The organism is Cryobacterium sp. SO1, assembly GCF_004210215.2.
GTDB lineage: Bacteria > Actinomycetota > Actinomycetes > Actinomycetales > Microbacteriaceae > Cryobacterium.
The window spans coordinates 2,106,912-2,129,037 of the sequence record NZ_CP067394.1 but is presented as its reverse complement, the minus strand read 5'-3'; the positions used below and the strand labels follow the sequence as shown (position 1 = coordinate 2,129,037).

Sequence of the window (22,126 nt, the reverse complement as noted above, 5' to 3'; positions counted from 1 at the left end):
AATTGCCACGGCGGCAAGTCACCGACCGTGAACCGGGCCCGCCGCGTTGACCTGCTTCGCGTAGAGGACCGGCTCCGACGAATCAGGCGGTTTCGACGAAATGCGCGAACGGCCGGAGCCGGCGCCGGCGAGTAGCATCGGCTGGGTGTGCCCCGTGACGGGTTGCCACCATCGCCGCACCCGCTCAGCGGGCGCGGATCACTTCAGGACGGAACCATCATGACCAGCCCAGCAGAGGCGCCAGCAGCCGGCGTCATCCTCGACGCCACCACCGTCCTCGGCGCCGAGCACTACTCAGCAGAGCTGGTTGACGCCGTGCGGGCGGCCACCAACGCTGCCGCCATTGCCGCTGGCTTGTGGTTCGGGCGCGGCGACAAGAACGCCGCGGACGCGGCAGCCGTGGCCGCGATGCGGGCCGAGTTGCTGACGGCGCCGTTTGCGGGGTTCGTGGTCATCGGCGAGGGCGAGAAGGACGACGCACCGATGCTGGCCAACGGTGAGGAGCTCGGCTCGGGCCAGGGTCCGGCCTGCGACATCGCCGTCGACCCGCTGGACGGGACCAGGCTCGTGCAGGAGGGCCTGCCCGGCTCGGTCTGCGTGATCGCACTGGCCCCGCGTGGCACGCTGTTCGATCCCCGGGACGTGTTCTACATGGACAAGCTCATCTCCTCGGCGCCGGCCCGCGGTGTTCTGGACCTGCGAACAACTCCGACCGCGAACGTGCACCGCCTGGCAGAAGCGCTGGGCAAGCCGGTCAGCGAGATCGCCGTGGCGGTGCTGGACAAGCCGCGACACGCGAGCCTGGTGGCCGAATTGCTCGGGATCGGGGCGCAAGTCGAGTTGGCGGGGGAGGGGGATGTCTCCTCGGCGATCGCCGCAGCAACGCCCGGCGGCCGGATCGACCTGGCCATGGGGATCGGCGGCACCCCGGAGGGCGTGCTCACCGCGTGCGCCGTGCGGGCCCTGCAGGGCTTCATGGAGGGCAAGCTCGCTCCCCAGACCGATGAGCAACTGCGCATGGCGCTGGCCGCCGGGCACGATCTCGACCGGGTGCTGACCCTGGACGACCTCGTGGCCAGTGATCGGGTCCTATTTGCCTCGTCGCCGGTGAAATCAGAATAGGCCGGTTGCTGTCAGCGACTGCATCAACGAGCAAGACCCCCGGTTTCCCGGGGGTTTTTCGGTGGGCGATGCGGGACTCGAACCCACGACCTCTTCCGTGTGAAGGAAGCGCGCTACCAACTGCGCCAATCGCCCGAAGCACACCCGAAAACCTCTCGACTGCGACATCTGATACTAGACCAGACGGGGGCCCGAGCGCACATCGAGACGCCACGACACGCTGCGTCCGCTCGGTTTGAATATGCGTCGCACTATCGGCTAGAGTCTTCAACGCACGCAGAAATGCGAGCAGTTGCGGATGTGGCGCAGTGGTAGCGCATCACCTTGCCAAGGTGAGGGTCGCGAGTTCGAATCTCGTCATCCGCTCGAAGTTGAATCGGCCGAAAGGCCGTTTCTCTTTACCAGGCACGTACGAAAAAGCACGGTCGGTTTGACAAGCACGGTGGATTGGCCGAGAGGCGAGGCAGCGGCCTGCAAAGCCGTATACACGGGTTCGAATCCCGTATCCACCTCCAGCCTGAACAGCACGCAACTGCTGTGACGGATCTGGGCGATTGGCGCAGCGGTAGCGCGCTTCCCTGACACGGAAGAGGTCACTGGTTCGATCCCAGTATCGCCCACAGAGAATCGTAAGCTTTCAACCAGAAACCCCCGGTGAACCCGGGGTTTTTTGTTTTTTCCCCGTGATTCCGCGGTACAACGGGGATTTCGCGGCCAAGTTGGCTCGGCTCGAGCCGTGGTGTCACACGGCGTGCTCAGGATCGAGTAGAGTCTTCCAAGCACGCAGAAATGCGAGCAGTTGCGGATGTGGCGCAGTGGTAGCGCATCACCTTGCCAAGGTGAGGGTCGCGAGTTCGAATCTCGTCATCCGCTCGAAGTGAATCGGCCGAGAGGCCGATTTTCTTTGGGTGTACTGGTTCAGTGAACACGGTGGATTGGCCGAGAGGCGAGGCAACGGCCTGCAAAGCCGTCTACACGGGTTCGAATCCCGTATCCACCTCCAGCCCGTGAGAATTCTTCGCGGTTCTGGGCGATTGGCGCAGCGGTAGCGCGCTTCCCTGACACGGAAGAGGTCACTGGTTCGATCCCAGTATCGCCCACCATCTGTGCCGCCAGCATGAACGTTCGGTCTGGCGGCCTTTCGGTCCTTGGCACCCGAGGCGATTCCGCAGAAACGCTGCAGGACGCATTGCTCACCCTGCGGGACAAACGCGTCACCGTCGATCTGGATGCGTTCTGTGCCGCTGCGGGCCTGCAGCCGCTCAACCGGGCCTGACCCGCACCCCGACACCAAGCAGACCGGCGCCCGCTAAAGTTGGATGATTCGCAATTCAAGGGAGCTATTCACGTGGTTGACGGTTTTGAGCTATTCACCGACCGATCCGTTGTCGCCATGCGCGTCAACGGCGAGCTCAGGGACCTCGCCACGACGGTGACCGAGACCGATGACGTCACCCCGGTGACCATCGACTCTCCAGACGGCCTGAACATTCTGCGCCACTCCGCCGCCCACGTGCTTGCGCAGGCCGTCCAGACCGTCAATCCGGCCGCGCGCCTGGGCATCGGCCCACCCGTCACCGACGGCTTCTACTACGACTTCGACGTTGCAGAGCCCTTCACGCCCGAGGACATCAAGTCGCTCGAGAAAGCAATGGATCGGATCATCCGCCAGGGCCAGCGCTTCGTGCGCCGTGTCGTGACCAATGATGAAGCCCGCGCCGAACTCGCCGCGGAGCCGTACAAACTCGAGCTGATCGGCCTCAAGGGGGTCTCGACAAGCTTGACCAACGATTCTTTCGCCGACGACGAGTCCGTCGAGGTGGGCGGCGCCGAGCTGACCATTTACGACAACGTCGACCCGAAGACCGGCGAAACCGTGTGGAAGGACCTCTGCCGCGGCCCGCACCTGCCCAACACCCGGATGATCGGCAACGGCTACTCGCTCACCCGCTTGGCCGCCGCCTACTGGCGCGGGTCGGAGAAGAACCCGCAGCTGCAGCGCATCTACGGCACCGCCTGGCCCTCCAAGGACGAAATGCGCGCCTACCAGGCGCGACTGGCCGAAGCGGCCAAGCGCGACCACCGCAAGCTCGGCCAGGAGCTGGACCTGTTCTCGTTCCCCGAGGAGATCGGCTCCGGCCTGGCAGTGTTCCATCCCAAGGGCGGCATCATCCGCTCCGAGATCGAGAACTACATGCGCGAACGCTTGCTCGCCAACGGCTACGACCTGGTCAACACCCCGCACATCACCAAGGGACACCTGTTCGAGACCAGCCAGCACCTCAACTGGTACCGGGACGGCATGTTCCCGCCGATGCACCTCGACGAAGAGGTCGACGCCGAGGGCAACATCACCCGCCAGGGGCAGGACTACTACCTCAAGCCCATGAACTGCCCGATGCACAACCTCATCTTCAAGGCTCGCGGCCGCAGCTACCGCGAACTCCCGTTGCGGCTGGCAGAGTTCGGCACCGTGTACCGCTACGAGAAGAGCGGCACCCTGCAGGGCCTCACCCGCGTGCGCGGGCTCACCCAGGACGACGCTCACATCTACGTGACGCAGGACCAGGTGCGGGCCGAGGTCGCCAGCCAGCTCGAGTTCGTCTTCGAGACCCTCCGTGGTTATGGCCTGACCGATTTCTACCTCGAGCTGTCCACTCGCGACCCGAAAAAATCCGTCGGCACTGACGAACAGTGGGAAGCCGCGACCGATACCCTGCGCCAGGTGGGCGAGGCTTCTGGGCTCGAACTCGTGGCCGACCCCGGCGGAGCGGCGTTCTACGGCCCGAAGATCTCGGTGCAGGCCCGCGACGCGATCGGTCGCACCTGGCAGCTGTCAACGGTGCAACTCGACTTCAACCAGCCCGAGCTGTTCGACCTCGAGTACACCGCACCGGACGGCACCCGTCAGCAGCCCGTCATGATCCACCGCGCACTGCTCGGTTCGATCGAACGGTTCTTCGCCATCCTTCTCGAGCACTATGCCGGGGCCTTCCCGGTCTGGCTTTCTCCGGTGCAGGTCATCGGCATCCCGGTCTCCGAACAGTACGAGGACTACCTCCGGGAGGTCCTGGCGACTCTCAAGGGCTCCGGGGTGCGCGTGGAGCTCGACTCGTCCAGCGACCGGATGCAGAAAAAGATCCGCAACGCCACGCTGCAGCGGATCCCGTTCCAGCTCATCGTCGGCGAAGACGACCGGGCCAACGGTGCGGTCAGCTTCCGGTTCCGCGACGGCACCCAGGAGAACGGGGTGCCCGTCGCCGACGCCATCCGCCGGATCCTCGCGGCAATCGGCACTCGCGCGCAGGTCCTCGGCGCCACCGACTTCGCCGAGGGCGGCGCACCGATCGCCCCCGTCGGTGCGGCCACCGTGGAACGGGTCTGAGGATGACCGATGCCACTCCGGCAGTCCCAGACACCGGCGGTCCGCTGGACACCCCCTGGGACCGTTTGTCCGGCAGTCCGCAGGACTTCACCGATGGGGTCCAGGTGGAGCACTCCGGCGACTTCGCCGCCGTACCGGATGCCTTCCAGCGACTGTGGACCCCGCACCGCATGGTCTACATCCAGGGCGGCCAGCAGCCGCATCCCGATGACTGCCCGTTCTGCATCGCACCGTCGATGGACGACGAGAAGGCACTCATCGTGGCGCGCGGCACGTACGCCTACGTTCTGCTGAACCTGTTTCCGTACAACAGCGGCCACCTGCTGGTCTGCCCGTACCGGCATGTTGCGACGTACGACGAGGCCACCCCCGAGGAGGTCGCCGAAATCGGTAGCCTGACCCAGGTGGCCATGCGCGTGCTCAGGGCCACCTCCGGGTGCGACGGGTTCAACCTGGGGATGAACCAGGGTCGGATCGCGGGCGCCGGCATCGCCGAGCACCTGCACCAGCACATCGTTCCGCGGTGGGCGCTGGACTCGAACTTCTTCCCGATCATCGCCGGCACCAAGGCCATTCCGCAGCTTCTGGGTGACGTGCGCCGCTCCGTGGCGGACGGCTGGCCGGTCGGGGAATCCTGACCCGCGTAATGTCCGCTCCTTTTCTCATCACCAGTGCCAACGGCCCGTCGGACGGCACCAGACGCAAGGAATAGAATCGTAGCTATGACTGACACTACTTCCACCGAGCAGTTCGGCTCGAGCCGCGTCAAGCGCGGACTCGCTGAGATGCTGAAGGGCGGCGTCATTATGGACGTCGTCAACGCCGAGCAGGCCCGGATCGCCGAAGACGCCGGCGCCGTCGCCGTCATGGCTCTCGAGCGCGTCCCGGCCGACATCCGCTCGCAGGGGGGTGTCGCCCGCATGAGCGACCCCGACCTGATCGACAGCATCATCGCCGAGGTCTCCATTCCGGTGATGGCCAAGGCCCGCATCGGCCACTTCGTCGAGGCCCAGGTGTTGCAGGCCCTCGAGGTCGACTACATCGACGAATCCGAGGTGCTCAGCCCCGCCGACTACGTGAACCACATCGACAAGTGGAACTTCACGGTGCCGTTCGTTTGCGGTGCGACCAACCTGGGCGAGGCGCTGCGTCGCATCACCGAGGGCGCCGCGATGATCCGCTCCAAGGGCGAGGCCGGCACCGGCGACGTCTCAGAGGCCACCAAACACATCCGCACCATCAAGGGTGAGATCGCCCGGCTCTCGTCGCTCACCAGGGACGAGCTGTACGTGGCCGCCAAGGAACTGCAGGCGCCGTACGAACTGGTCGCCGAGATCGCCGCGACCGGCAAGCTGCCCGTCGTGCTCTTCACCGCGGGCGGCGTGGCCACCCCGGCCGACGCGGCCATGATGATGCAGCTCGGCGCCGACGGTGTCTTTGTGGGCTCGGGCATCTTCAAGTCCGGCAACCCGCAGGAACGCGCCAACGCAATCGTCAAGGCCGTCGCGTTCTACGACGACGCCAAGGTCATCGCGGATGTCTCCCGCGGCCTCGGCGAAGCCATGGTCGGCATCAACGTGGCCGACCTCCCCGCCCCGCACCGCCTCTCCGAGCGCGGCTGGTAACACCCGCTTCATGACCGTTGGAGTACTCGCCCTGCAGGGCGACTTTCGCGAGCATGCCACCGTGCTGCGCTCCCTCGGCAGCGACGTGGTGCTCGTGCGCCGGCCGGAGGAACTGGCCGGCGTCAACGGTCTGGTGATCCCGGGCGGCGAGTCCAGCGTCATGGACAAGCTGACCCGCATGTTCGGCCTGGCCGAACCACTGCGGGCAGCCGTCGCGGCCGGACTGCCGGTCTACGGCACCTGCGCCGGCCTGATCATGCTGGCCGACACCGTTCTCGATGGCATCAACGGCCAGCAGAGCATCGGCGGACTGGACATCAGCGTACGCCGCAACGCGTTCGGCTCCCAGACCGCGTCATTCGAGACCGACCTCGACGTTCCCGTCCTGGGCGGGCCCCCGGTGCATGCGGTGTTCATCAGGGCCCCGGTCGTCGAGAGTGTCGGACCGAACGCGACGGCCCTCGCCACGGTCGCCGACGGACGCTGCGTCGCGGTGGAACAGGGCAACCTGATCGGCACGTCCTTCCACCCCGAGATCACCGGGGAACACCGGTTCCACGAGTACTTCCTGCAGAAGGTCCGGAGCGCCGGCTTCCCGTCGTGACGAACCGTTCCGGCTGCGCCAGACTGGGCGTATGACCCGCTATATCGCCCTGCTGCGCGGCATCAACGTCGGTGGCATCAACATCCGCATGGCCGAGCTCGCCGAGACCGTGCAGAGCCTCGGCCACAGCGCGGTGACGACAGTCCTCGCCAGCGGAAACGCTGTCCTGGAGTCCTCCGAGACGGATGCCGCCGCCGTCAAGTCCGGCCTGGAACGCGCGCTCTCCGAACGGTTCGGCTACGAGGCCTGGGTGGTGCTCGTGCCCTGGCAACGACTAACCGACACCGTCGCCGACTACCCATTCGAGGATCGCGTCGACTGGCACTCGTACGTGCTGTTCGGCTCGGAGCCGGCGAGCATCGATGACCTGCTCGCGGCCGCACCGGAGCTGGATCCGAACGATGAGCGGGTGCGACGGGGCACTGACGTCCTCTACTGGCAGGTGCGACGTGCGGTAGGTATCAAGAGTCCCTTCAGCGTTCTGGCGGGTAGGGCCCGTTTCAAATCCACCACCACCACCCGCAATGTGCGGACGCTTCGGAAGATTCTGGCTGTACCCTGAGGCGCTGTACCTGAACCCGTCGTGTCCGAAGCCGGTCCCAACCCCGCGGGCTAGACTGGGATCGCACCAGCGTTCGATGTCATTCGCTGTGCCACCACGCTTGATGAACAGTTCCACACCAGGCAGTGCAGCGATGCACCGCATCCACCCTGCGGCGCCCGAACAGCGTCGCACGACTCAGCGACACACGGGAGATTCATGTCCGGGCATTCCAAGTGGGCGACCACCAAGCACCAGAAGGCCGTGACCGACTCGCGTCGGGCCAAGGCATTCGCCAAGCTGATCAAGAACATCGAGGTCGCTGCCCGCATGGGCGGTGCCGACCTGTCCGGGAACCCGACGCTGGTCGACGCCATCCAGAAGGCCAAGAAGACCTCGGTCCCCAACGACAACATCGACCGCGCCGTCAAGCGCGGCGCCGGCCTGTCCGGTGAAGCCGTCGACTACACGACGATCATGTACGAGGGCTACGCCGCAAACGGTGTCGCCATCATGATCGAGTGCCTCACCGACAACAAGAACCGCGCAGCGGCCGAAGTGCGCACCACGGTCAGCCGCAACGGCGGCAACATGGCCGACCCGGGCAGCGTCGCCTACAACTTCCACCGCAAGGGCATCGTCGTGGTCTCCAAGGGAGACGACGTCACCGAAGACGACGTTCTCGCTGCAGTGCTCGACGCCGGAGCCGAAGAGGTCGTCGACGACGGCGACAAGTTCGAGGTGTTCAGCGAGGCGCACGACCTGGTGGCCACCCGCACCGCCCTGCAGACGGCCGGAATCGACTACGACTCCGCTGACATCGCCTTCGTGCCGCAGCTCAAGATCGAGGTCGACGCCGAGACCGCCCGCAAGGTGTTCAGGCTCATCGACGCCCTCGAAGAGCTCGACGACGTGCAGAACATCTACAGCAACTACGACGTCTCGGCCGAGGTCCAGGCCGAGCTCGAAGCAGACAGCGAATAACCCACCGATGACGGTCAGGGTGCTGGGCATCGACCCCGGCCTGACCCGCTGCGGCGTCGGCATCGTCGACGTCGCAGCCAATCGGTCGGCCACGCTGGTCGACGTTCAGGTGTTGCGCAGTTCTCCTGCCCTGCCCCTCGAACGCCGCCTCCTGCTGATCAGCGAGGGGCTCGAGGAGCTCCTTGACAGGCACCAGCCGCACGTCGTCGCCATCGAGCGCGTCTTCGCGCAGCAGAATGTCAGCACGGTGATGGGAACCGCCCAGATCAGCGGGGTGGCCCTGATGCTTGCCGCCAAGCGCGGGTTGACCGTCACGCTGCACACGCCCAGCGAGGTCAAGGCCGCCATCACGGGGTACGGGTCTGCCGACAAGAAGCAGGTCGGAACCATGGTCGCCCGGGTGCTTGGGCTGGCCGAGATCCCGAAACCGGCGGACGCCGCCGACGCCCTCGCCCTGGCCATCTGCCACGCATGGCGCACCGGCGCCGCCGGCGGGGTCCTTCCCACCACCGGCGCGGTGAAAGCGGGCAGCCGGTCCACCCCGGCCCTGGCTCCCGGTGCGCTGACCCCGGCCCAGAAGGCCTGGCGCGATGCTGAGCGCGGCAACGCGCCGGGGTCGGCGGCCGCAGCGTCGGCGGCGCACCGTAGGCTTGCCAGGTGATCTCTTCAGTGCGCGGCCCAGTCCTTTCAGCCCTGGGCACAACGGTGGTGATCGAGGTCGGGGGAGTCGGACTTGCCCTGCAGGTGACGCCGTCCACGGCCCTGGCCGCCAGAATCGGCACCGAATCCCGGCTGTCGACCACGCTCATCGTGCGCGAAGACTCCCTCACGCTCTACGGCTTCCCCAGTGCGGAAGAACTCGCGGTGTTCGAGCTGCTCGTCGGTGTGACGGGCGTCGGCCCCAAATCCGCTCTCGGTGTGCTCGCTGTCCTCACGCCCAAACAGATCGCCCAGGCGGTGGCCACGGATGACGATGCCGCGTTCCGAAAGGTCAGCGGCGTCGGCCCCAAGACCGCCAAGCTCATCGTGCTCTCGCTCGTGGGCAAGATCGCCGTCACCGCCCCGGCGGGCCCGGCCGGTCGTGCCGGCTCAGCCACGAGCACAGTGAGCGCCAGCGTGCAGACGGCCCTGATCGGCCTCGGCTGGTCCGAGCGGGTCGCCGCGCAGGCCGTCGACGAAATCCTGGCCGGCAGCACCGCAGAGTTCGATGCTGAGGCCGCCGGCGTGGCCGCGGTATTGCGCCTGGCGCTCGCCCGGCTCGGTCCCGCCCAGCACGCCGGTAGCGCAACCGCCGGCACCACCCAGACCGCGGAGCGCCGCTGATGACCCAGGATCCCGGCGTCGAACTGACCAACCCGGCGCTCGAGGGCGATGCGGAACTGGCCTTCGAGGGCGCCCTGCGCCCGAAGAGCCTCACCGAGTTCGTCGGCCAGCAGAAGGTGCGCGGCCAGCTCCAGCTACTGCTCACCGCGGCGTCCATGCAACAGCGCACCCCCGACCACATCCTTCTGGCCGGCCCACCCGGCCTGGGCAAGACCACCCTCGCGATGATCATCGCCTACGAGGGCAACCGGCCGCTGCGGATGTCAAGCGGCCCGGCCATCCAACACGCCGGGGACCTGGCCGCCGTGTTGTCTTCCCTCGTGCCGGGCGAGGTGCTGTTCATCGACGAGATCCACCGCATGGCCCGATCCGCCGAGGAGATGCTCTACCTGGCGATGGAAGACTTCAGGATCGACATCATGGTGGGCAAGGGCGCCGGCGCCACCTCGGTGCCGCTGGACCTAGCCCCGTTCACCCTGGTCGGTGCCACCACCCGCTCCGGCATGCTGCCCAACCCGCTGCGGGACCGGTTCGGGTTCACGGCCCACCTGGAGTTCTACGCCGACGCCGAACTCGAATTGGTGCTCGTGCGCGCCGCACGCCTGCTGGGCCTGGCGATCGAGCGGGAGGCCATCGCGGAGATCGCCGGGCGGTGCCGGGGAACACCGCGCATCGCGAACCGGCTGCTCCGCCGGGTGCGCGACTACGCTCTCGTGCACGGTGGCGACGCCGACCTGGCTGCCGTTCATGCGGCTCTTGAACTGTACGACGTCGACGAAATCGGCCTGGACAGGCTCGACCGTGAGGTCATGAACATCGTCCTGACCCGTTTTGGGGGTGGACCGGTCGGCCTGAACACACTGGCCGTGTCGGTGGGCGAGGAGCCCGAAACCATCGAATCGGTCGTCGAGCCCTTCCTGGTACGGATAGGCTTCCTCACACGTACCCCGCGAGGGCGGGTTGCCACTGCCTCAGCGTGGCGGCATTTCGGTTTGAGGAATCCTCAGGCTGCGCTCACCTTGGATGTTCTATAATTCAAGCTGGTCAGGCATGCCCCTCCGACCCGGCACCCCCCAACCACGCTCACAAATACTTCGTCGCGACATCACGCTCGCACGGGAAGGTTTCACAGTTCTATGGATCCGTTGACTCTTGTCATGCTCGCCGTTCTGGCGCTGCTCGTGTTCTTCATGTTTCGCAACGGCCGCAAGCGCCAGAAGGACACCTTGGCCCTGCAGTCGAAGATGGTGGCCGGCGCAGACGTGATGACCAACTTCGGCCTCTACGGCACCATTGTGTCGATCGATGAGGAAGAGAACAAGGTCGCTCTCGAGATCGCACCCGGCACCGTCGTGCAGATCCACCGTCAGACCATCGCGCGCGTCGTCGAGCCCACCGTCGTCGGTGACGACGTCGTCCTTGACGAGTCCGTCGACCGCGACGCCGGCACTCCGTCCGTCACTGCTGAGCCCGAGTTCGGCCAGCGCACCGCGTTCGAGCCGACGACCGAGCAGGCCGAGACAGACAACAACACCGAACCCAAAAAGGGCGACGCGTAACACCCCACTCCGGGCTCGCGTCTCGGCGCGGGCACGAGCACAGAAAGCTGAGTTTAATAGGTGGCTAAGTCGTCTCCGACCAAGAAGGCCTGGCGCTCCCTGACCTGGCTTGGCGTGATCATCGTCGGTCTGATCGCTCTCAACGGGGCGGGGGTGCTGACTGGCGGAGGTTCGTGGACACCGAAGCTCGCCCTCGACCTCGAGGGCGGTACCCAGATCATCCTGGCGCCCAAGCTCGAGTCCGGCCAGACCGTCTCCTCGGAGCAGCTGAACCAGGCCGTGTCGATCATTCGCCAGCGCATCGACTCCGCCGGCGTGTCCGAGTCTGAGATCAACACCCAGGGTGGACAGAACATCGTCGTCTCCATCCCCGGCACGCCGGACGACGCCACCCTGAACCGGATCGAATCGTCGGCCAAGCTCGAATTCCGTCCGGTCCTCGTTGCCTCAGCGCCCACCGACGCCAGTGTCGGGGCCGACGGTTCTACGGAGACTCCCACCGACGGTGCCACGGCTCCGGCCGGCGACGCGCCGGCCGGCGACGCGACCGCAACGGATGCCGCGGCAGACCCGGCTGCGGAAACGCCGGCCGTCGCCCCGACCGACGCGAGCGACCTGAACAACATCACACCCGCCCTACAGGCCCAGTTCGAGACGTTCCAGTGCAGCGACATCGACACCAGCAACGTGGCGCCCGCCGACCAACCGTTGATCACCTGCGAGACGGACGGAACGGTCAAGTACATCCTCGGACCGGTCGAGGTCAGCGGCGAGAACATCTCCGACGCCACCAACGGTCAGGTCACCACCCAGAGCGGCGCGACCACAGGCGACTGGGCGGTGAACATCGTCTTCGACGGCACCGGTACCAAGGACTTCGCGGCTGTCACTACTCGACTGAGCGGCCTGACGGGCGCACAGAACCAGTTCGCCATCGTCCTCGACGGCAGCGTCATCTCCGCCCCGCGCACCAATGCGGTCATCACCGACGGCAAGCCGCAGATCACCGGTTCGTTCGACCAGGACACCTCCAAGGCCCTCGCCGATCAGCTCAAGTTCGGCGCCCTGCCGATCAGCTTCACCGTGCAGAGCCAGGACACCATCTCCGCGACCCTCGGGTCCACGCAGCTGCAGAGCGGCCTGATCGCGGGCCTGATCGGCCTGATCCTCGTCGTGCTGTACTCCTTGGCGCAGTACCGGCTCCTCGGGCTGGTGACGGTGGCCTCGCTTGCCGTCGCGGGTGTGATCACCTACTTCCTGATCACCTTGCTGTCCTGGCGGGAGGGCTACCGGCTCTCGTTGGCCGGCGTGGCCGGTTTGATCGTGGCCATCGGCATCACCGCTGACTCCTTCATCGTGTACTTCGAGCGGGTGCGCGACGAGCTGCGTGACGGCAGGGGACTGGTGTCGTCGGTTGAGTCCGGATGGCGCCGCGCCATCCGCACCATCATCGCCTCCGACACGGTCAACTTTCTCGCCGCGGCCGTCTTGTTCATCCTGGCCGTCGGCAACGTGCGTGGTTTCGCCCTGACCCTGGGACTGACCACCCTGGTCGACCTTCTGGTCGTGGCGTTGTTCACCCACCCGGTGCTGCAGCTACTCGCCCGCACCAAGTTCTTCGGTGACGGGCACAAGCTCAGCGGGCTTGACCCGCGGGCCCTCGGCGCGGTCTATCGCGGCCGTGCCCAGTTCCGGCCCTCCGCAGAGGTGGCATCAGGCAAGGCCACCTCCGCCAGCAAGGAGGCCGCGAAGCGTCAGACCATCGCCGAACGCAAGGCGGCTGAGCTCGTCGGGACCGGCTCCACCAAGTCGACCGACGGGAAGGATTCCTAATGGCTAGTTTCAACCAGTTCGGTAACGATCTGCACACCGGCAAGTTGTCCTACAACATCGTCGGACGCCGCAAAGTCTGGTACTCGGTCGCGGCCGTCATGATCCTGATCGCGATCCTCGGCCCCGTCCTGCGCGGCGGCTTCACTTTCGGCATCGAGTTCACCGGCGGCTCCGAATTCGTGCTCTCCGAGATTTCCACCGATGACCAGGACGCCGCGGCCACAGCCGTCACCGGAGTCGTTCCCGAGGCAGTGCCGAAGGTTTCCGTCGTCGGTAGCGACAGCATCCGGGTGCAGACCGATCAGCTCAGCGACACCGAGAGCCGGGAAGTGCGGGCCGCTCTGGCCTCCGCGTACAGCGTCGACGCCGCCCAGGTGACGTCCTCGTTCATCGGCCCGTCCTGGGGCCAGGACATCACCGGGTCCGCCATCCGCGCCCTGCTCACCTTCCTGGTGCTCGCCGGCACCGTGATGGCCCTGTACTTCCGCACCTGGAAGATGGCCGCCGCCGCCATGGTCGCGCTGTTGCACGACCTTGTCATCACCGCGGGTTTCTACGGACTCACCGGCTTCGAGATCACCCCGGCGGCCGTGATCGGGTTCCTCACGATCCTCGGCTACTCGCTCTATGACACCGTTGTGGTGTTCGACAAGATTCGTGAGAACACCGCAGAGGACGGACCGGATTCCCGGCGCACATTCGCTGACTCGGTCAACCTCGCGGTCAACCAGACCCTGGTGCGCTCGATCAACACGTCGATCGTCGCCGTGCTCCCGGTTGCATCGATCCTGGTCATCGGCGCGTTCGTGCTCGGTGCCGGAACCCTGCAGGACATCTCCCTGGCGCTGCTCATCGGCATGCTGGTGGGCACCTACTCCACGATCTTCATCGCCGCTCCCCTGTACGCTCAGCTGCGGGAGAACGAACCGGAGATTCGCAAGCGCGACAAGAAGGCTGTGGCGCTGAAGGCCAAGGCCTCCGGAACCGCACCGGCCGCCGGGGCCGAGGCGACCCACGCGGACGTTCCCGCGTGAGTCCGGCTGCCCGCCGGGAATACGCGAGCTCATCCTTTCGTTTACCGTTTATCCACTAGTACAGGGATAATTGGCGCCAGGGAGTGAGGTAACGAGATGACAGAGACCACCACGCCATCCTCCGCGTCACTGCGCCGCCTGGTACCCCGCATCTTCTCCAGGGCACAGCCTGTCGGTGCGGTCGACACGCTGTTGAAGACCGTGCGCACTCACCACCCCAAGGTGGACCTGTCCATCATCGAGCGGGCATACGCGGCCGCCGAACGTGCCCACGAGGGGCAGAAGCGTCGCAGCGGTGAGCCGTACATCACGCATCCGGTCGCCGTCGCCCAGATCCTCGCCGACCTCGGCATCGGCCCCAAGACCGTGGCGGCGGCACTGCTGCACGACACTGTCGAGGACACCGACTACACCCTGGACCAGTTGCGGGCGGATTTCGGCGACGAGATCACCATGCTCGTCGACGGCGTCACCAAGCTCGACAAGGTGAAGTACGGCGACAGCACCCAGGCCGAGACGGTCCGAAAGATGATCGTCGCGATGTCCAAGGACATCAGAGTCCTCATCATCAAGCTCGCCGACCGCCTGCACAACGCGCGCACCTGGGGATTCGTGCCGGCCGAGTCAGCGACCCGCAAAGCAACCGAGACCCTCGAAATCTACGCGCCCCTGGCCCACCGGCTCGGCATCCAAACCATCAAGTGGGAGCTGGAAGACCTTTCCTTCGGCGTGCTCTACCCGAAGCTTTATGCCGAGATCGAGAGCCTCGTCAAGCAACGCACCCCACAGCGTGAAGAGTTCGTGCAGTACGTCATCGACGCGATCAACGATGACCTCAAGGCCGCGCGCATTCGCGGCAAGGTTGCCGGCCGGCCCAAGCAGTACTACTCGATCTACCAGAAGATGGTCGTGCGCGGCCGGGAATTCGACGAGATCTACGACCTCGTCGGTATCCGCGTCCTGGTCAACTCGGTGCGCGACTGTTACGCCGTGCTCGGCGCCATCCACGCCCGCTGGACGCCGCTGCCCGGCCGGTTCAAGGACTACATCGCCACCCCGAAGTTCAACCTGTACCAGTCCCTGCACACCACCGTTCTCGGCCCGAGCGGCCGACCCGTTGAGATTCAGATTCGCACCCAGGAGATGCACGAACGCGCCGAATACGGCGTTGCCTCGCACTGGAAGTACAAGGAGCAGGTCAACGGGAAGAGTTCGGGACCCGGCCCGCAGAGCGATACCGACATGGCCTGGCTCGCCCACATCTCCGACTGGCAAGCGGAGACGGCCGACCCCAACGAATTCCTCGACTCCCTGCGCTACGAAATCGGCGCCAAGGAGGTCTACGTCTTCACGCCGAAGGGGCGCGTGATCGGCCTGCCCGCAGACGCCACCCCGGTGGACTTCGCCTACGCGGTGCACACCGAAGTCGGCCACCGCACCATGGGCGCAAAGGTGAACGGGCGGCTCGTTCCCCTGGAGAGCTCGCTCAGCACCGGTGATGTCGTCGAGGTGTTCACCTCCAAGAACCCAGACTCCGGCCCGAGCCAGGACTGGTTGAACTTCGTCAAGAGCCCGCGGGCGCGCAACAAGATTCGCCAGTGGTTCACCAAGGAACGCCGTGACGAGGCCATCGAACAGGGCCGCGAAGCCATCGCCAGGGCAATGCGCAAGCAGAACCTGCCGCTGCAGAAGCTGATGAACCAGGATTCGTTCGCCGAGGTCGCCGCCGTCATGCGTTATGAAGACGTCTCCGCGCTCTACGCCGCCGTCGGCGAAGGCCACGTGTCGACGCAGTCGGTGCTGGAGAAGGTCGTCGCCACGCTGCAGAGCGTGGAGGAGAGCGACGCCACGGATCTACCGTTCGCTCCCAACGGGCGCACACAGACCCTGCGGAACAACGACTCCGGCATCCTGGTGCGCGGCGCCCCGGATATCCTGGTCAAACTCGCGCGTTGCTGCACCCCGGTTCCCGGCGACAAGATCGTGGGCTTCATCACCCGCGGCTCCGGTGTGTCAGTGCACCAGTTCGACTGCCATAACGTGCAGGAGCTGCTGAAGGAACCCGAGCGGATGATCGACGTCGACTGGGCGCCGACGTCGAAGAGCCTGTTCCTCGTGCAGATTCAGATCGAGGCGCTGGACCGCTCCGGTTTACTCTCTGATGTCACCCGGGTGCTGTCCGAGCACCACGTCAACATTCTCTCGGCGACGGTCCACACCTCCAGCGACCGGTTGGCCATCAGCCGGTTCGTGTTCGAGATGGGTGACACCACCCACCTTGACCGGGTGTTGAACGCCGTGCGACGCATCGACGCCGTCTACGACGTCTACCGGGTCAGCGACGGTTGAGGGCCGGCGGCACATCGAGTGCGCCGAGCCGACGTGCCTCCGGCAGCCGGCGTGCTCCCAGTAGCCTGCGTGCGTCCAGTAGCCGGGCGGTCGCCAGCCGGCTGAACGAGATGCCGTGCCGAACGGCTCGTTCATCGGCGTGGGCCCTGGCAGCGTCCCATCCGTCGTAGGACAGCAGGGCCGCCAGCAGCGCCGTGTCCGGCGGGACGCCGTCCGACCTGCCCCAGCGGGCGAGGTCGATGGCGGTGCGCAGGGGAGTCGTGACGAGCTGCTGCCCCAAGACCCTGGTGTCGTCCGGGCCGATGCGCACCTCGCGGAGCAGGGTGCTGGTACCGCCGGGCTTGCGTGTACGCGCGGTCACGTCCACACAGAACTGATGGCGCTCCGGCTCATCGGCGAGGCCGTAGATCCAGGCCGCGGTCATCCGCTCGGCGGCGGCATGCCCCGGCGCGAGCGACGCGAGTGCCAGCGCGCGCATCTCCGGCCCGTCATGGGCGTCAACGGGGCACCAGGCCCCGGCCACGGCGAACAGCTCGCCGTCGAGGCGGGCGCAGTTTAGCTCGGCCAGCGGCAGGTCGGCGGGGGTGAGCACGGCGGGGACGAGGGGAGTCATGGATCCAGCCTGCAGAGGTCCGGACTCACCAACAAACGGGACCGGGAATCTGTGCACAGATTCCCGGTCCCGTTGCTGCTGTGCAAACAGGCGCGTGTGTGGCTTACTGGCCGATGGCCTTCAGCCACGCCTTGCGGGTCTCGAGCGCCTCGGTGGCGTCCTTGATCTTGTGGGCGTCCTTGGTCTCCGCTGCGGCGGCCAACTCGGCCTCCAGCTTGGCGATCGCGTCGTGCAGCTGGCCGGCCAGGCCCTCGGCGCGAGCCTTGGTCTCCGGGTTGTTGCGCTTCCAGTGGTCGTCGTCGAGCTTCCGCACGGCGGCTTCGACCTTGCGCATGCGCTCCTCGACCGGCTTGACCTGGTCGCGGGGCACCTTGCCTGCGGCATCCCAGCGGCGCTGGATGGAGCTGAGAAGTTCGCGGGCCTTGACCCGGTCGGTCTCGGTGAGGAGGGTCTCCGCCTCGGTGAGGAGTTCGAGTTTGACGACGAGGTTCGCGGAGAACTCCTCGTTGTCGGCGGCATCGACCTCGCTCTTCACCGAGTAGAGCACGTCGCCCGCTGCCTTGAACTTCGCCCACATGGCGTCGTCCTGCTTCTTGCCCGAACGGCCGGCGGCCTTCCAGTCCTCGAGCAGGTTGCGGTAGGCGGGGATGCCGTCTGCGCCCTGGGGTGCGAGGGCTTCCGCCTTTTCGATGAGCTGCTGCTTGCGGTTGCGCACATCCTTGTGGGCGCTGTCGAGTTCGGCGAAGAACGCCTTGCGGTTCTGTTCGATGATGGTGCGGGCTGCCCGGAATCGCTTCCAGAGCTCGTTCGCCTCACCCTTGGGAATCCGCGGTGCGTCGTGCTGGTGGGCCTGCCACTTCGCGAAGAGGGAGTCAAGCGCTGCGCTGGTCTGCTTCCACTGTGTCTTGGCCGGGTCCTCGGCCGCGAGGCGCTCGGCCTCTTCGACGATAGCGGCACGCTCGGCGAGGGCCGCGGCGCCGGCGGCCTTGGCCTCGACACCCTGCTGCTCGGTGAGCTCAGTGACCGTGCCGCCCAGGGCGCCGAGGCGCTCTGCGAGGGCTGCGAGGTTGCCGACGGCGTTGGCCGTGGCGACGGACTTCGACAGGTTGGCGACCGACTTGGCGATGTCCGCGGCGGGAGCGCCTCCCTTAGCGCGCTGTTCGAGCAGGGTGACCTGTCCGTTCAGCTCAACGTACTTGCGCTCGAAGTAAGCGAGTGCTTCCTCAGGAGTCGCGTCGGGATACTGCCCGACGGCACGTTCGCCGTCTGTTTCGCGCACGTAAACCGTGCCGGTTTCGTCTACGCGACCCCATGGTTGCTGATCTGTCGTAGTCAAGAGCCTCACCTTAATGATTTGGTTGATTCCCCGCGGCATGAATGACTGCCAACGGCTGAATCCCTGAACGAGCCAGTATTGACACAAGCCAATACGGGATCAAGCCTATTGCAAGCCCGCCCAACGTTCAGCGGAAACGACCGAACTGTTATGCCCGAACGGTGTTTTTGCTGCAGAGAGTGTGTCTACTGCACCGAGAAGGACGTGATGGTCGCTGGGACCAGGGGAGCCCCGTCGGCTGAACCGTCCGCGACACCGGCGGCGGCGATCTGACTGACCACCTGGTCCAGCCCGGAGGTGACCTGGCCGATCACCGTGTAGCCGCCGGCCTCGTCGGCGGGGATGGTGGTGTCGGCGTAGACGATGAAGAACTGGCTCCCGGTGCTGTAGCCGTCGCCGCCGGCCCTGGCCATCGCGAGGGTGCCGGCCGGGTAGACGTTGTCCGCCGGAGCGTTTTCGATGGGTCCGAAGCTGTAGCCCGGTCCGCCGGTGCCGTCGCCGCTGGGATCGCCGCACTGCAGCACGGAGAAGCCGCCGTTGGTGAGGCGGTGGCAGGTCAGGTCGTCGTAGAAGCCGGACTGAACCAGGCTGATGGTCGACGAGACGGCCTGCGGAGCTGCCGCGCCGTCCAGTTCGACGCCCAGGGGGATGTCGTTGAGGGTGAGCGTGCCGGTCCAGGTGCGGTCTTCGGCCAGGTCACTGTCGGGGACCTCACCGGTGTTCGCGCCGGCGGCCGGGGTAGCGGTGGGTGTCGGTGTTCCTGACGCGCTGGGCTCAGGGGTGCCGGGGCCGCCGCCGAAGTAGAACAGCTGGGCGCCGACGAGCACGGCGAGAACCACAACGAGGACGCTGCCGGCCACGATGTTGTCGCGCGTGCGGCGCTTGGCCTGGTGTTCGTTCACAGCCTTGCGGCCCTGATAGGCGCGAACGCGACCACGCGCTTCGCGTTCCTGTTTGCTGCTCGGTGCCACGTGAATCCTCCAGGTGCCGCCAGCGGCGGGAAATCGGGCTTGTCGGGCACCACGGCCCAGGTCACTGTGAACTCTACGCATGCGCGGGCAGCGGGGAAAATTGACGTCGGCGGCACAAACTACGCTGGAACCATGTCTACCGTCCAGCCAGGCCTCCGTACGGGTGCGACGCCGCTCGCGGTGCGCATGCGCCCCAAGAGCCTGGCCGAAGTCGCCGGCCAGCGTCACCTGCTGACCCCAGGGTCGCCGCTGGTCAGCCTCGCCAACGACAAGTCGGGGGAGCAGGGATCGGTGTCGGTCATCCTCTGGGGCCCGCCGGGCACCGGCAAGACCACGCTGGCCCAAACCATCGCGCACAGTTCAGGGCGTCGGTTCGTCGAACTGTCCGCCGTGTCCGCCGGGGTGCGGGACGTGCGCCAGGTGATGGAAGAGGCCCGCACCAGCCGGGACCTTTACGGCCTGTCCACCGTGCTCTTCCTCGACGAGATCCACCGGTTCAGCAAGGCCCAACAGGACGCCCTGCTACCCGGGGTGGAGAACGGGATCATCATCCTGGTCGCCGCGACGACCGAGAACCCCTCGTTCTCCGTTATCTCGCCGCTCTTGTCCAGGTCCCTGCTGCTCACCCTTGAGACCCTCAGCGACGATGACCTCGGCATCGTCGTGGACCGCGCCGTCACCGATCCGCGAGGACTGGCCGACAGGTTCGTGCTCGATCCCCAGGCCCGCGGGGCGATCATCCGGCTCGCGTCCGGCGACGCCCGGCGGGCGCTCACGGCGCTCGAGGCAGCGTCGGTCTCCGCAGCCACCACCGACACGGCGGAAGGCGAGTTGCCGGTCATCACCACAGAGATCGTTTCGCTCGCGGTCGACCGGGCGTTGCTGCGCTACGACCGCAACGGCGACGAGCACTACGACGTGATCAGTGCCTTCATCAAGTCGGTGCGCGGATCCGACGTCGACGCCTCCCTGCACTACCTGGCCCGGATGATCGAAGCCGGGGAAGACCCCCGCTTCATCTGCCGGCGGATCATCGTGCTCGCCTCTGAGGACATCGGCATGGCCGACCCGCAGTCCCTGGTGATCGCGATCGCCGCCGCCGACGCCGTGCAGTACATCGGCATGCCTGAAGGCCGCATCCCGCTTGCCCAGGCCGTGGTGCACCTGGCCTGCGCACCCAAGTCGAATGCCGCCTACATGGCGCTCGACGCCGCCATCGCCGACGTGCGGAACGGCAACACCGGCCGGGTACCCAAGCACCTGCGTGACGCGCACTACCCGGGGCCAAACGGCTGGGTCACGGCAAGGGCTACAAGTACCCGCACGACGATGCCCTCGGCGTTCTCGCCCAGGACTACCTGCCCACCGAGCTTCGGGCCACCCGCTATTACCGACCCACCGAGCACGGCAACGAGCGGGACGTGTCGGCGCGGCTGGCCAAGCTGCGCAAGATCGTGCACGGGGAGTAGCGCGAAGTAGCCCCGACCCGCCTGAAACGCCGGGTCCGCGCGGCCCGGCGTGTGTTAGCCTTGTCCTCGCCTACAACTGGTTTCGTCATGCGGCTGCGTACGAAACCTCGGTTGGAGTGGATTCGCCCTGTAGCCGGGCGGCCCGTGGCACCACCCCTCTGATCTCCCATGACGTTCCGGTCTGCCCGCACGGGCTCGCCGGCCGCCCTGGTATCCAATTTCCAGTTCCATCCGAAAGGACACTGTGTCTACCAAGTCACGTACCCGCAGCAAGACCCGCCTCTCGCGGGCCCTGGGCATCGCCCTGACCCCCAAGGCCGCCAAGTACCTCGAGAAGCGTCCCTACGCTCCGGGTGAGCACGGCCGCACCAAGCGCAAGACCGATTCGGACTACGCCGTGCGTCTGCGCGAAAAGCAGCGCTTACGCGCCCAGTACGGCATCCGCGAAGCCCAGCTCAAGATCGCCTTCGAAGAAGCGCGTCGCCGCCAGGGCCTGACCGGTGAAAACCTCGTTGAGATCCTCGAGACCCGTCTCGACGCCCTCCTCGTGCGTTCGGCCATCGCCCGCACCACCGCCCAGGCCCGTCAGATGGTTGTGCACCGTCACATCCTCGTCGACGGCCAGCTGGTCGACCGTCCCTCCTTCCGCGTGAAGCCGGGTCAGCTCATCCACGTCAAGGCCAAGAGCGAGGGCACCGAGCCCTTCCAGGTTGCCGCGGCCGGCGGTCACGTCGACCTGCTGCCCAAGCTCCCGCCGTACCTCGAGGTCGAACTCGACAAGCTGCAGGCCCGCCTCGTGCGAGCCCCGAAGCGCATCGAGATCCCTGTGACCTGTGAAGTCCAGCTCGTCGTCGAGTACTACGCAGCACGCTAGTCGAGTCCGGCGCGGCGCACCGCACCGGAACTGAACTACGCTTGAGGGCGGATCACCTAGGTGATCCGCCCTTTTGGTTTTTTGTGTTTGTCAGTTCCCTGCGACGTGAAATGGATGGTGCCGAATGACTGGTGGAGATATCGCCGGCCTGATTGCCGCTGGTGTGTTTGCCGTTCTGGTGGCGTTCCTCGCGATCCCGTTGATCAAGCTCGGCCGGGTGTTCGACGAGACCACCCTGGCCATCCGCGACCTCAGCCAGAACGTCACCCCGCTTCTCGAGGAGACGACGAACACCGTCGCGCAGACCAACCATCAGCTGGCCACGCTGGACACGATCACCACGAACGTTGCCGACGTCACCGGCAATGTGTCCGCCATGGTCGCCCTGGTCGCGGCCACCGTCGGCGGTCCGCTGATCAAGCTCGCCGGATTCTCCGCCGGCGTCAGGGCTGCCTTCAGGGCGACCAAGCCCCGTCGCGGTACGAAGTAAGTCCACTACGCTGG

General features: G+C 66.4%; 20 protein-coding genes, 7 tRNA genes and 1 pseudogene. 24 read left to right on the top strand and 4 right to left on the bottom strand.

Annotated features, from left to right (window positions below):
- The first annotated feature begins 219 nt into the window (after positions 1 to 219).
- Positions 220 to 1,122, top strand: coding sequence for a fructose-bisphosphatase class II family protein (locus BJQ95_RS10020; protein WP_130179322.1), 903 nt, complete (start codon positions 220 to 222; stop codon positions 1,120 to 1,122).
- A 62-nt stretch (positions 1,123 to 1,184) separates the two neighbouring features.
- Here BJQ95_RS10020 and BJQ95_RS10015 read toward each other — a convergent pair.
- Positions 1,185 to 1,257, bottom strand: a tRNA-Val gene (locus BJQ95_RS10015).
- A gap of 159 nt (positions 1,258 to 1,416) precedes the next feature.
- On the opposite strand from BJQ95_RS10015, the gene BJQ95_RS10010 reads away from it, so the two are divergent.
- The 20 genes from BJQ95_RS10010 (at position 1,417) to BJQ95_RS09915 (ending at position 16,359) form a co-directional block, all read left to right on the top strand.
- A tRNA-Gly gene (locus BJQ95_RS10010) sits at positions 1,417 to 1,488 on the top strand.
- A gap of 75 nt (positions 1,489 to 1,563) precedes the next feature.
- Positions 1,564 to 1,637 (top strand) — tRNA-Cys (locus BJQ95_RS10005).
- A 33-nt stretch (positions 1,638 to 1,670) separates the two neighbouring features.
- A tRNA-Val gene (locus BJQ95_RS10000) sits at positions 1,671 to 1,742 on the top strand.
- 181 nt (positions 1,743 to 1,923) lie between these two features.
- A tRNA-Gly gene (locus tag BJQ95_RS09995) sits at positions 1,924 to 1,995 on the top strand.
- A gap of 56 nt (positions 1,996 to 2,051) precedes the next feature.
- A tRNA-Cys gene (locus BJQ95_RS09990) sits at positions 2,052 to 2,125 on the top strand.
- A 25-nt stretch (positions 2,126 to 2,150) separates the two neighbouring features.
- A tRNA-Val gene (locus BJQ95_RS09985) sits at positions 2,151 to 2,225 on the top strand.
- A gap of 14 nt (positions 2,226 to 2,239) precedes the next feature.
- The gene (locus BJQ95_RS09980) at positions 2,240 to 2,398 is read left to right on the top strand and encodes a hypothetical protein (RefSeq protein ID WP_165385040.1); all 159 of its coding nucleotides are present in this window, start codon (positions 2,240 to 2,242) and stop codon (positions 2,396 to 2,398) included.
- A 117-nt stretch (positions 2,399 to 2,515) separates the two neighbouring features.
- Positions 2,516 to 4,507 carry a threonine--tRNA ligase gene (gene thrS / locus BJQ95_RS09975; protein WP_240694962.1) on the top strand — a complete coding sequence of 664 codons (1,992 nt, stop codon included), beginning with the start codon at positions 2,516 to 2,518 and terminating at the stop codon, positions 4,505 to 4,507.
- A gap of 2 nt (positions 4,508 to 4,509) precedes the next feature.
- Positions 4,510 to 5,145 (top strand): HIT domain-containing protein, encoded by a 636-nt coding sequence (locus tag BJQ95_RS09970; RefSeq protein WP_130179320.1) that lies wholly within the window; start codon positions 4,510 to 4,512, stop codon positions 5,143 to 5,145.
- Between the two features lie 84 nt (positions 5,146 to 5,229).
- Positions 5,230 to 6,132 carry a pyridoxal 5'-phosphate synthase lyase subunit PdxS gene (gene pdxS / locus BJQ95_RS09965; protein ID WP_130179319.1) on the top strand — a complete coding sequence of 301 codons (903 nt, stop codon included), beginning with the start codon at positions 5,230 to 5,232 and terminating at the stop codon, positions 6,130 to 6,132.
- A gap of 10 nt (positions 6,133 to 6,142) precedes the next feature.
- Complete coding sequence (gene pdxT, locus BJQ95_RS09960; protein WP_130179318.1) at positions 6,143 to 6,736, top strand: pyridoxal 5'-phosphate synthase glutaminase subunit PdxT; 594 nt, start codon at positions 6,143 to 6,145, stop codon at positions 6,734 to 6,736.
- 31 nt (positions 6,737 to 6,767) lie between these two features.
- On the top strand, positions 6,768 to 7,298 hold the full coding sequence (locus BJQ95_RS09955) for a DUF1697 domain-containing protein (RefSeq protein WP_130179317.1): 531 nt from the start codon (positions 6,768 to 6,770) through the stop codon (positions 7,296 to 7,298).
- Between the two features lie 198 nt (positions 7,299 to 7,496).
- Complete coding sequence (locus BJQ95_RS09950; protein ID WP_130179316.1) at positions 7,497 to 8,261, top strand: YebC/PmpR family DNA-binding transcriptional regulator; 765 nt, start codon at positions 7,497 to 7,499, stop codon at positions 8,259 to 8,261.
- 7 nt (positions 8,262 to 8,268) lie between these two features.
- On the top strand, positions 8,269 to 8,922 hold the full coding sequence (ruvC, locus tag BJQ95_RS09945; RefSeq protein ID WP_130179315.1) for a crossover junction endodeoxyribonuclease RuvC: 654 nt from the start codon (positions 8,269 to 8,271) through the stop codon (positions 8,920 to 8,922).
- On the top strand, positions 8,919 to 9,584 hold the full coding sequence (gene ruvA / locus BJQ95_RS09940; protein ID WP_130179314.1) for a Holliday junction branch migration protein RuvA: 666 nt from the start codon (positions 8,919 to 8,921) through the stop codon (positions 9,582 to 9,584). Before ruvC ends, ruvA begins: the two co-directional genes overlap by 4 nt.
- Positions 9,584 to 10,618 carry a Holliday junction branch migration DNA helicase RuvB gene (ruvB, locus tag BJQ95_RS09935; protein WP_130179313.1) on the top strand — a complete coding sequence of 345 codons (1,035 nt, stop codon included), beginning with the start codon at positions 9,584 to 9,586 and terminating at the stop codon, positions 10,616 to 10,618. The genes ruvA and ruvB overlap by 1 nt, the downstream gene beginning before the upstream one ends.
- 123 nt (positions 10,619 to 10,741) lie before the next feature.
- Positions 10,742 to 11,143, top strand: coding sequence for a preprotein translocase subunit YajC (yajC, locus tag BJQ95_RS09930; RefSeq protein ID WP_240694960.1), 402 nt, complete (start codon positions 10,742 to 10,744; stop codon positions 11,141 to 11,143).
- Between the two features lie 60 nt (positions 11,144 to 11,203).
- On the top strand, positions 11,204 to 12,976 hold the full coding sequence (gene secD / locus BJQ95_RS09925; RefSeq protein ID WP_130179311.1) for a protein translocase subunit SecD: 1,773 nt from the start codon (positions 11,204 to 11,206) through the stop codon (positions 12,974 to 12,976).
- The gene (gene secF / locus BJQ95_RS09920) at positions 12,976 to 14,010 is read left to right on the top strand and encodes a protein translocase subunit SecF (RefSeq protein ID WP_130179310.1); all 1,035 of its coding nucleotides are present in this window, start codon (positions 12,976 to 12,978) and stop codon (positions 14,008 to 14,010) included. Before secD ends, secF begins: the two co-directional genes overlap by 1 nt.
- A 96-nt stretch (positions 14,011 to 14,106) precedes the next feature.
- The gene (locus BJQ95_RS09915; protein WP_130179309.1) at positions 14,107 to 16,359 is read left to right on the top strand and encodes a bifunctional (p)ppGpp synthetase/guanosine-3',5'-bis(diphosphate) 3'-pyrophosphohydrolase; all 2,253 of its coding nucleotides are present in this window, start codon (positions 14,107 to 14,109) and stop codon (positions 16,357 to 16,359) included.
- Here the strand turns inward: BJQ95_RS09915 and BJQ95_RS09910 are convergent.
- From BJQ95_RS09910 to BJQ95_RS09900, 3 genes are all read right to left on the bottom strand, one after another.
- The gene (locus tag BJQ95_RS09910) at positions 16,346 to 16,972 is read right to left on the bottom strand and encodes a hypothetical protein (RefSeq protein ID WP_130179308.1); all 627 of its coding nucleotides are present in this window, start codon (positions 16,970 to 16,972) and stop codon (positions 16,346 to 16,348) included. The two genes, BJQ95_RS09915 and BJQ95_RS09910, sit on opposite strands and share 14 nt — an antisense overlap.
- Positions 16,973 to 17,075: 103 nt before the next feature.
- Positions 17,076 to 18,308, bottom strand: coding sequence for a DUF349 domain-containing protein (locus tag BJQ95_RS09905; protein ID WP_240694959.1), 1,233 nt, complete (start codon positions 18,306 to 18,308; stop codon positions 17,076 to 17,078).
- 185 nt (positions 18,309 to 18,493) lie between these two features.
- Positions 18,494 to 19,279, bottom strand: coding sequence for a peptidylprolyl isomerase (locus tag BJQ95_RS09900; RefSeq protein ID WP_130179306.1), 786 nt, complete (start codon positions 19,277 to 19,279; stop codon positions 18,494 to 18,496).
- Between the two features lie 132 nt (positions 19,280 to 19,411).
- Between BJQ95_RS09900 and BJQ95_RS09895 the strand changes: the two are divergent.
- From BJQ95_RS09895 to BJQ95_RS09885, 3 genes and pseudogenes are all read left to right on the top strand, one after another.
- Positions 19,412 to 20,748, top strand: a pseudogene (locus BJQ95_RS09895) (replication-associated recombination protein A).
- A 244-nt stretch (positions 20,749 to 20,992) separates the two neighbouring features.
- Complete coding sequence (gene rpsD, locus BJQ95_RS09890; protein WP_088456307.1) at positions 20,993 to 21,622, top strand: 30S ribosomal protein S4; 630 nt, start codon at positions 20,993 to 20,995, stop codon at positions 21,620 to 21,622.
- Positions 21,623 to 21,746: 124 nt separating this feature from the next.
- Positions 21,747 to 22,112, top strand: coding sequence for a DUF948 domain-containing protein (locus BJQ95_RS09885; RefSeq protein ID WP_130179304.1), 366 nt, complete (start codon positions 21,747 to 21,749; stop codon positions 22,110 to 22,112).
- The last annotated feature ends 14 nt before the right edge of the window (positions 22,113 to 22,126 follow it).

Excerpts from the sequence above, each read along its gene's own strand:
- yajC (WP_240694960.1), top strand. The coding sequence starts at position 10,742 with ATGCTCGCCGTTCTGGCGCTGCTCGTGTTCTTCATGTTTCGCAACGGC.
- BJQ95_RS10020 (WP_130179322.1), top strand. The coding sequence starts at position 220 with ATGACCAGCCCAGCAGAGGCGCCAGCAGCCGGCGTCATCCTCGACGCC.
- BJQ95_RS09950 (WP_130179316.1), top strand. The coding sequence starts at position 7,497 with ATGTCCGGGCATTCCAAGTGGGCGACCACCAAGCACCAGAAGGCCGTG.
- pdxS (WP_130179319.1), top strand. The coding sequence starts at position 5,230 with ATGACTGACACTACTTCCACCGAGCAGTTCGGCTCGAGCCGCGTCAAG.
- BJQ95_RS09980 (WP_165385040.1), top strand. The coding sequence starts at position 2,240 with ATGAACGTTCGGTCTGGCGGCCTTTCGGTCCTTGGCACCCGAGGCGAT.
- BJQ95_RS09885 (WP_130179304.1), top strand. The coding sequence starts at position 21,747 with ATGACTGGTGGAGATATCGCCGGCCTGATTGCCGCTGGTGTGTTTGCC.
- secF (WP_130179310.1), top strand. The coding sequence starts at position 12,976 with ATGGCTAGTTTCAACCAGTTCGGTAACGATCTGCACACCGGCAAGTTG.
- ruvB (WP_130179313.1), top strand. The coding sequence starts at position 9,584 with ATGACCCAGGATCCCGGCGTCGAACTGACCAACCCGGCGCTCGAGGGC.
- BJQ95_RS09910 (WP_130179308.1), bottom strand. The coding sequence starts at position 16,972 with ATGACTCCCCTCGTCCCCGCCGTGCTCACCCCCGCCGACCTGCCGCTG.
- BJQ95_RS09955 (WP_130179317.1), top strand. The coding sequence starts at position 6,768 with ATGACCCGCTATATCGCCCTGCTGCGCGGCATCAACGTCGGTGGCATC.
- BJQ95_RS09915 (WP_130179309.1), top strand. The coding sequence starts at position 14,107 with ATGACAGAGACCACCACGCCATCCTCCGCGTCACTGCGCCGCCTGGTA.
- ruvC (WP_130179315.1), top strand. The coding sequence starts at position 8,269 with ATGACGGTCAGGGTGCTGGGCATCGACCCCGGCCTGACCCGCTGCGGC.
- thrS (WP_240694962.1), top strand. The coding sequence starts at position 2,516 with ATGCGCGTCAACGGCGAGCTCAGGGACCTCGCCACGACGGTGACCGAG.
- pdxT (WP_130179318.1), top strand. The coding sequence starts at position 6,143 with ATGACCGTTGGAGTACTCGCCCTGCAGGGCGACTTTCGCGAGCATGCC.
- BJQ95_RS09970 (WP_130179320.1), top strand. The coding sequence starts at position 4,510 with ATGACCGATGCCACTCCGGCAGTCCCAGACACCGGCGGTCCGCTGGAC.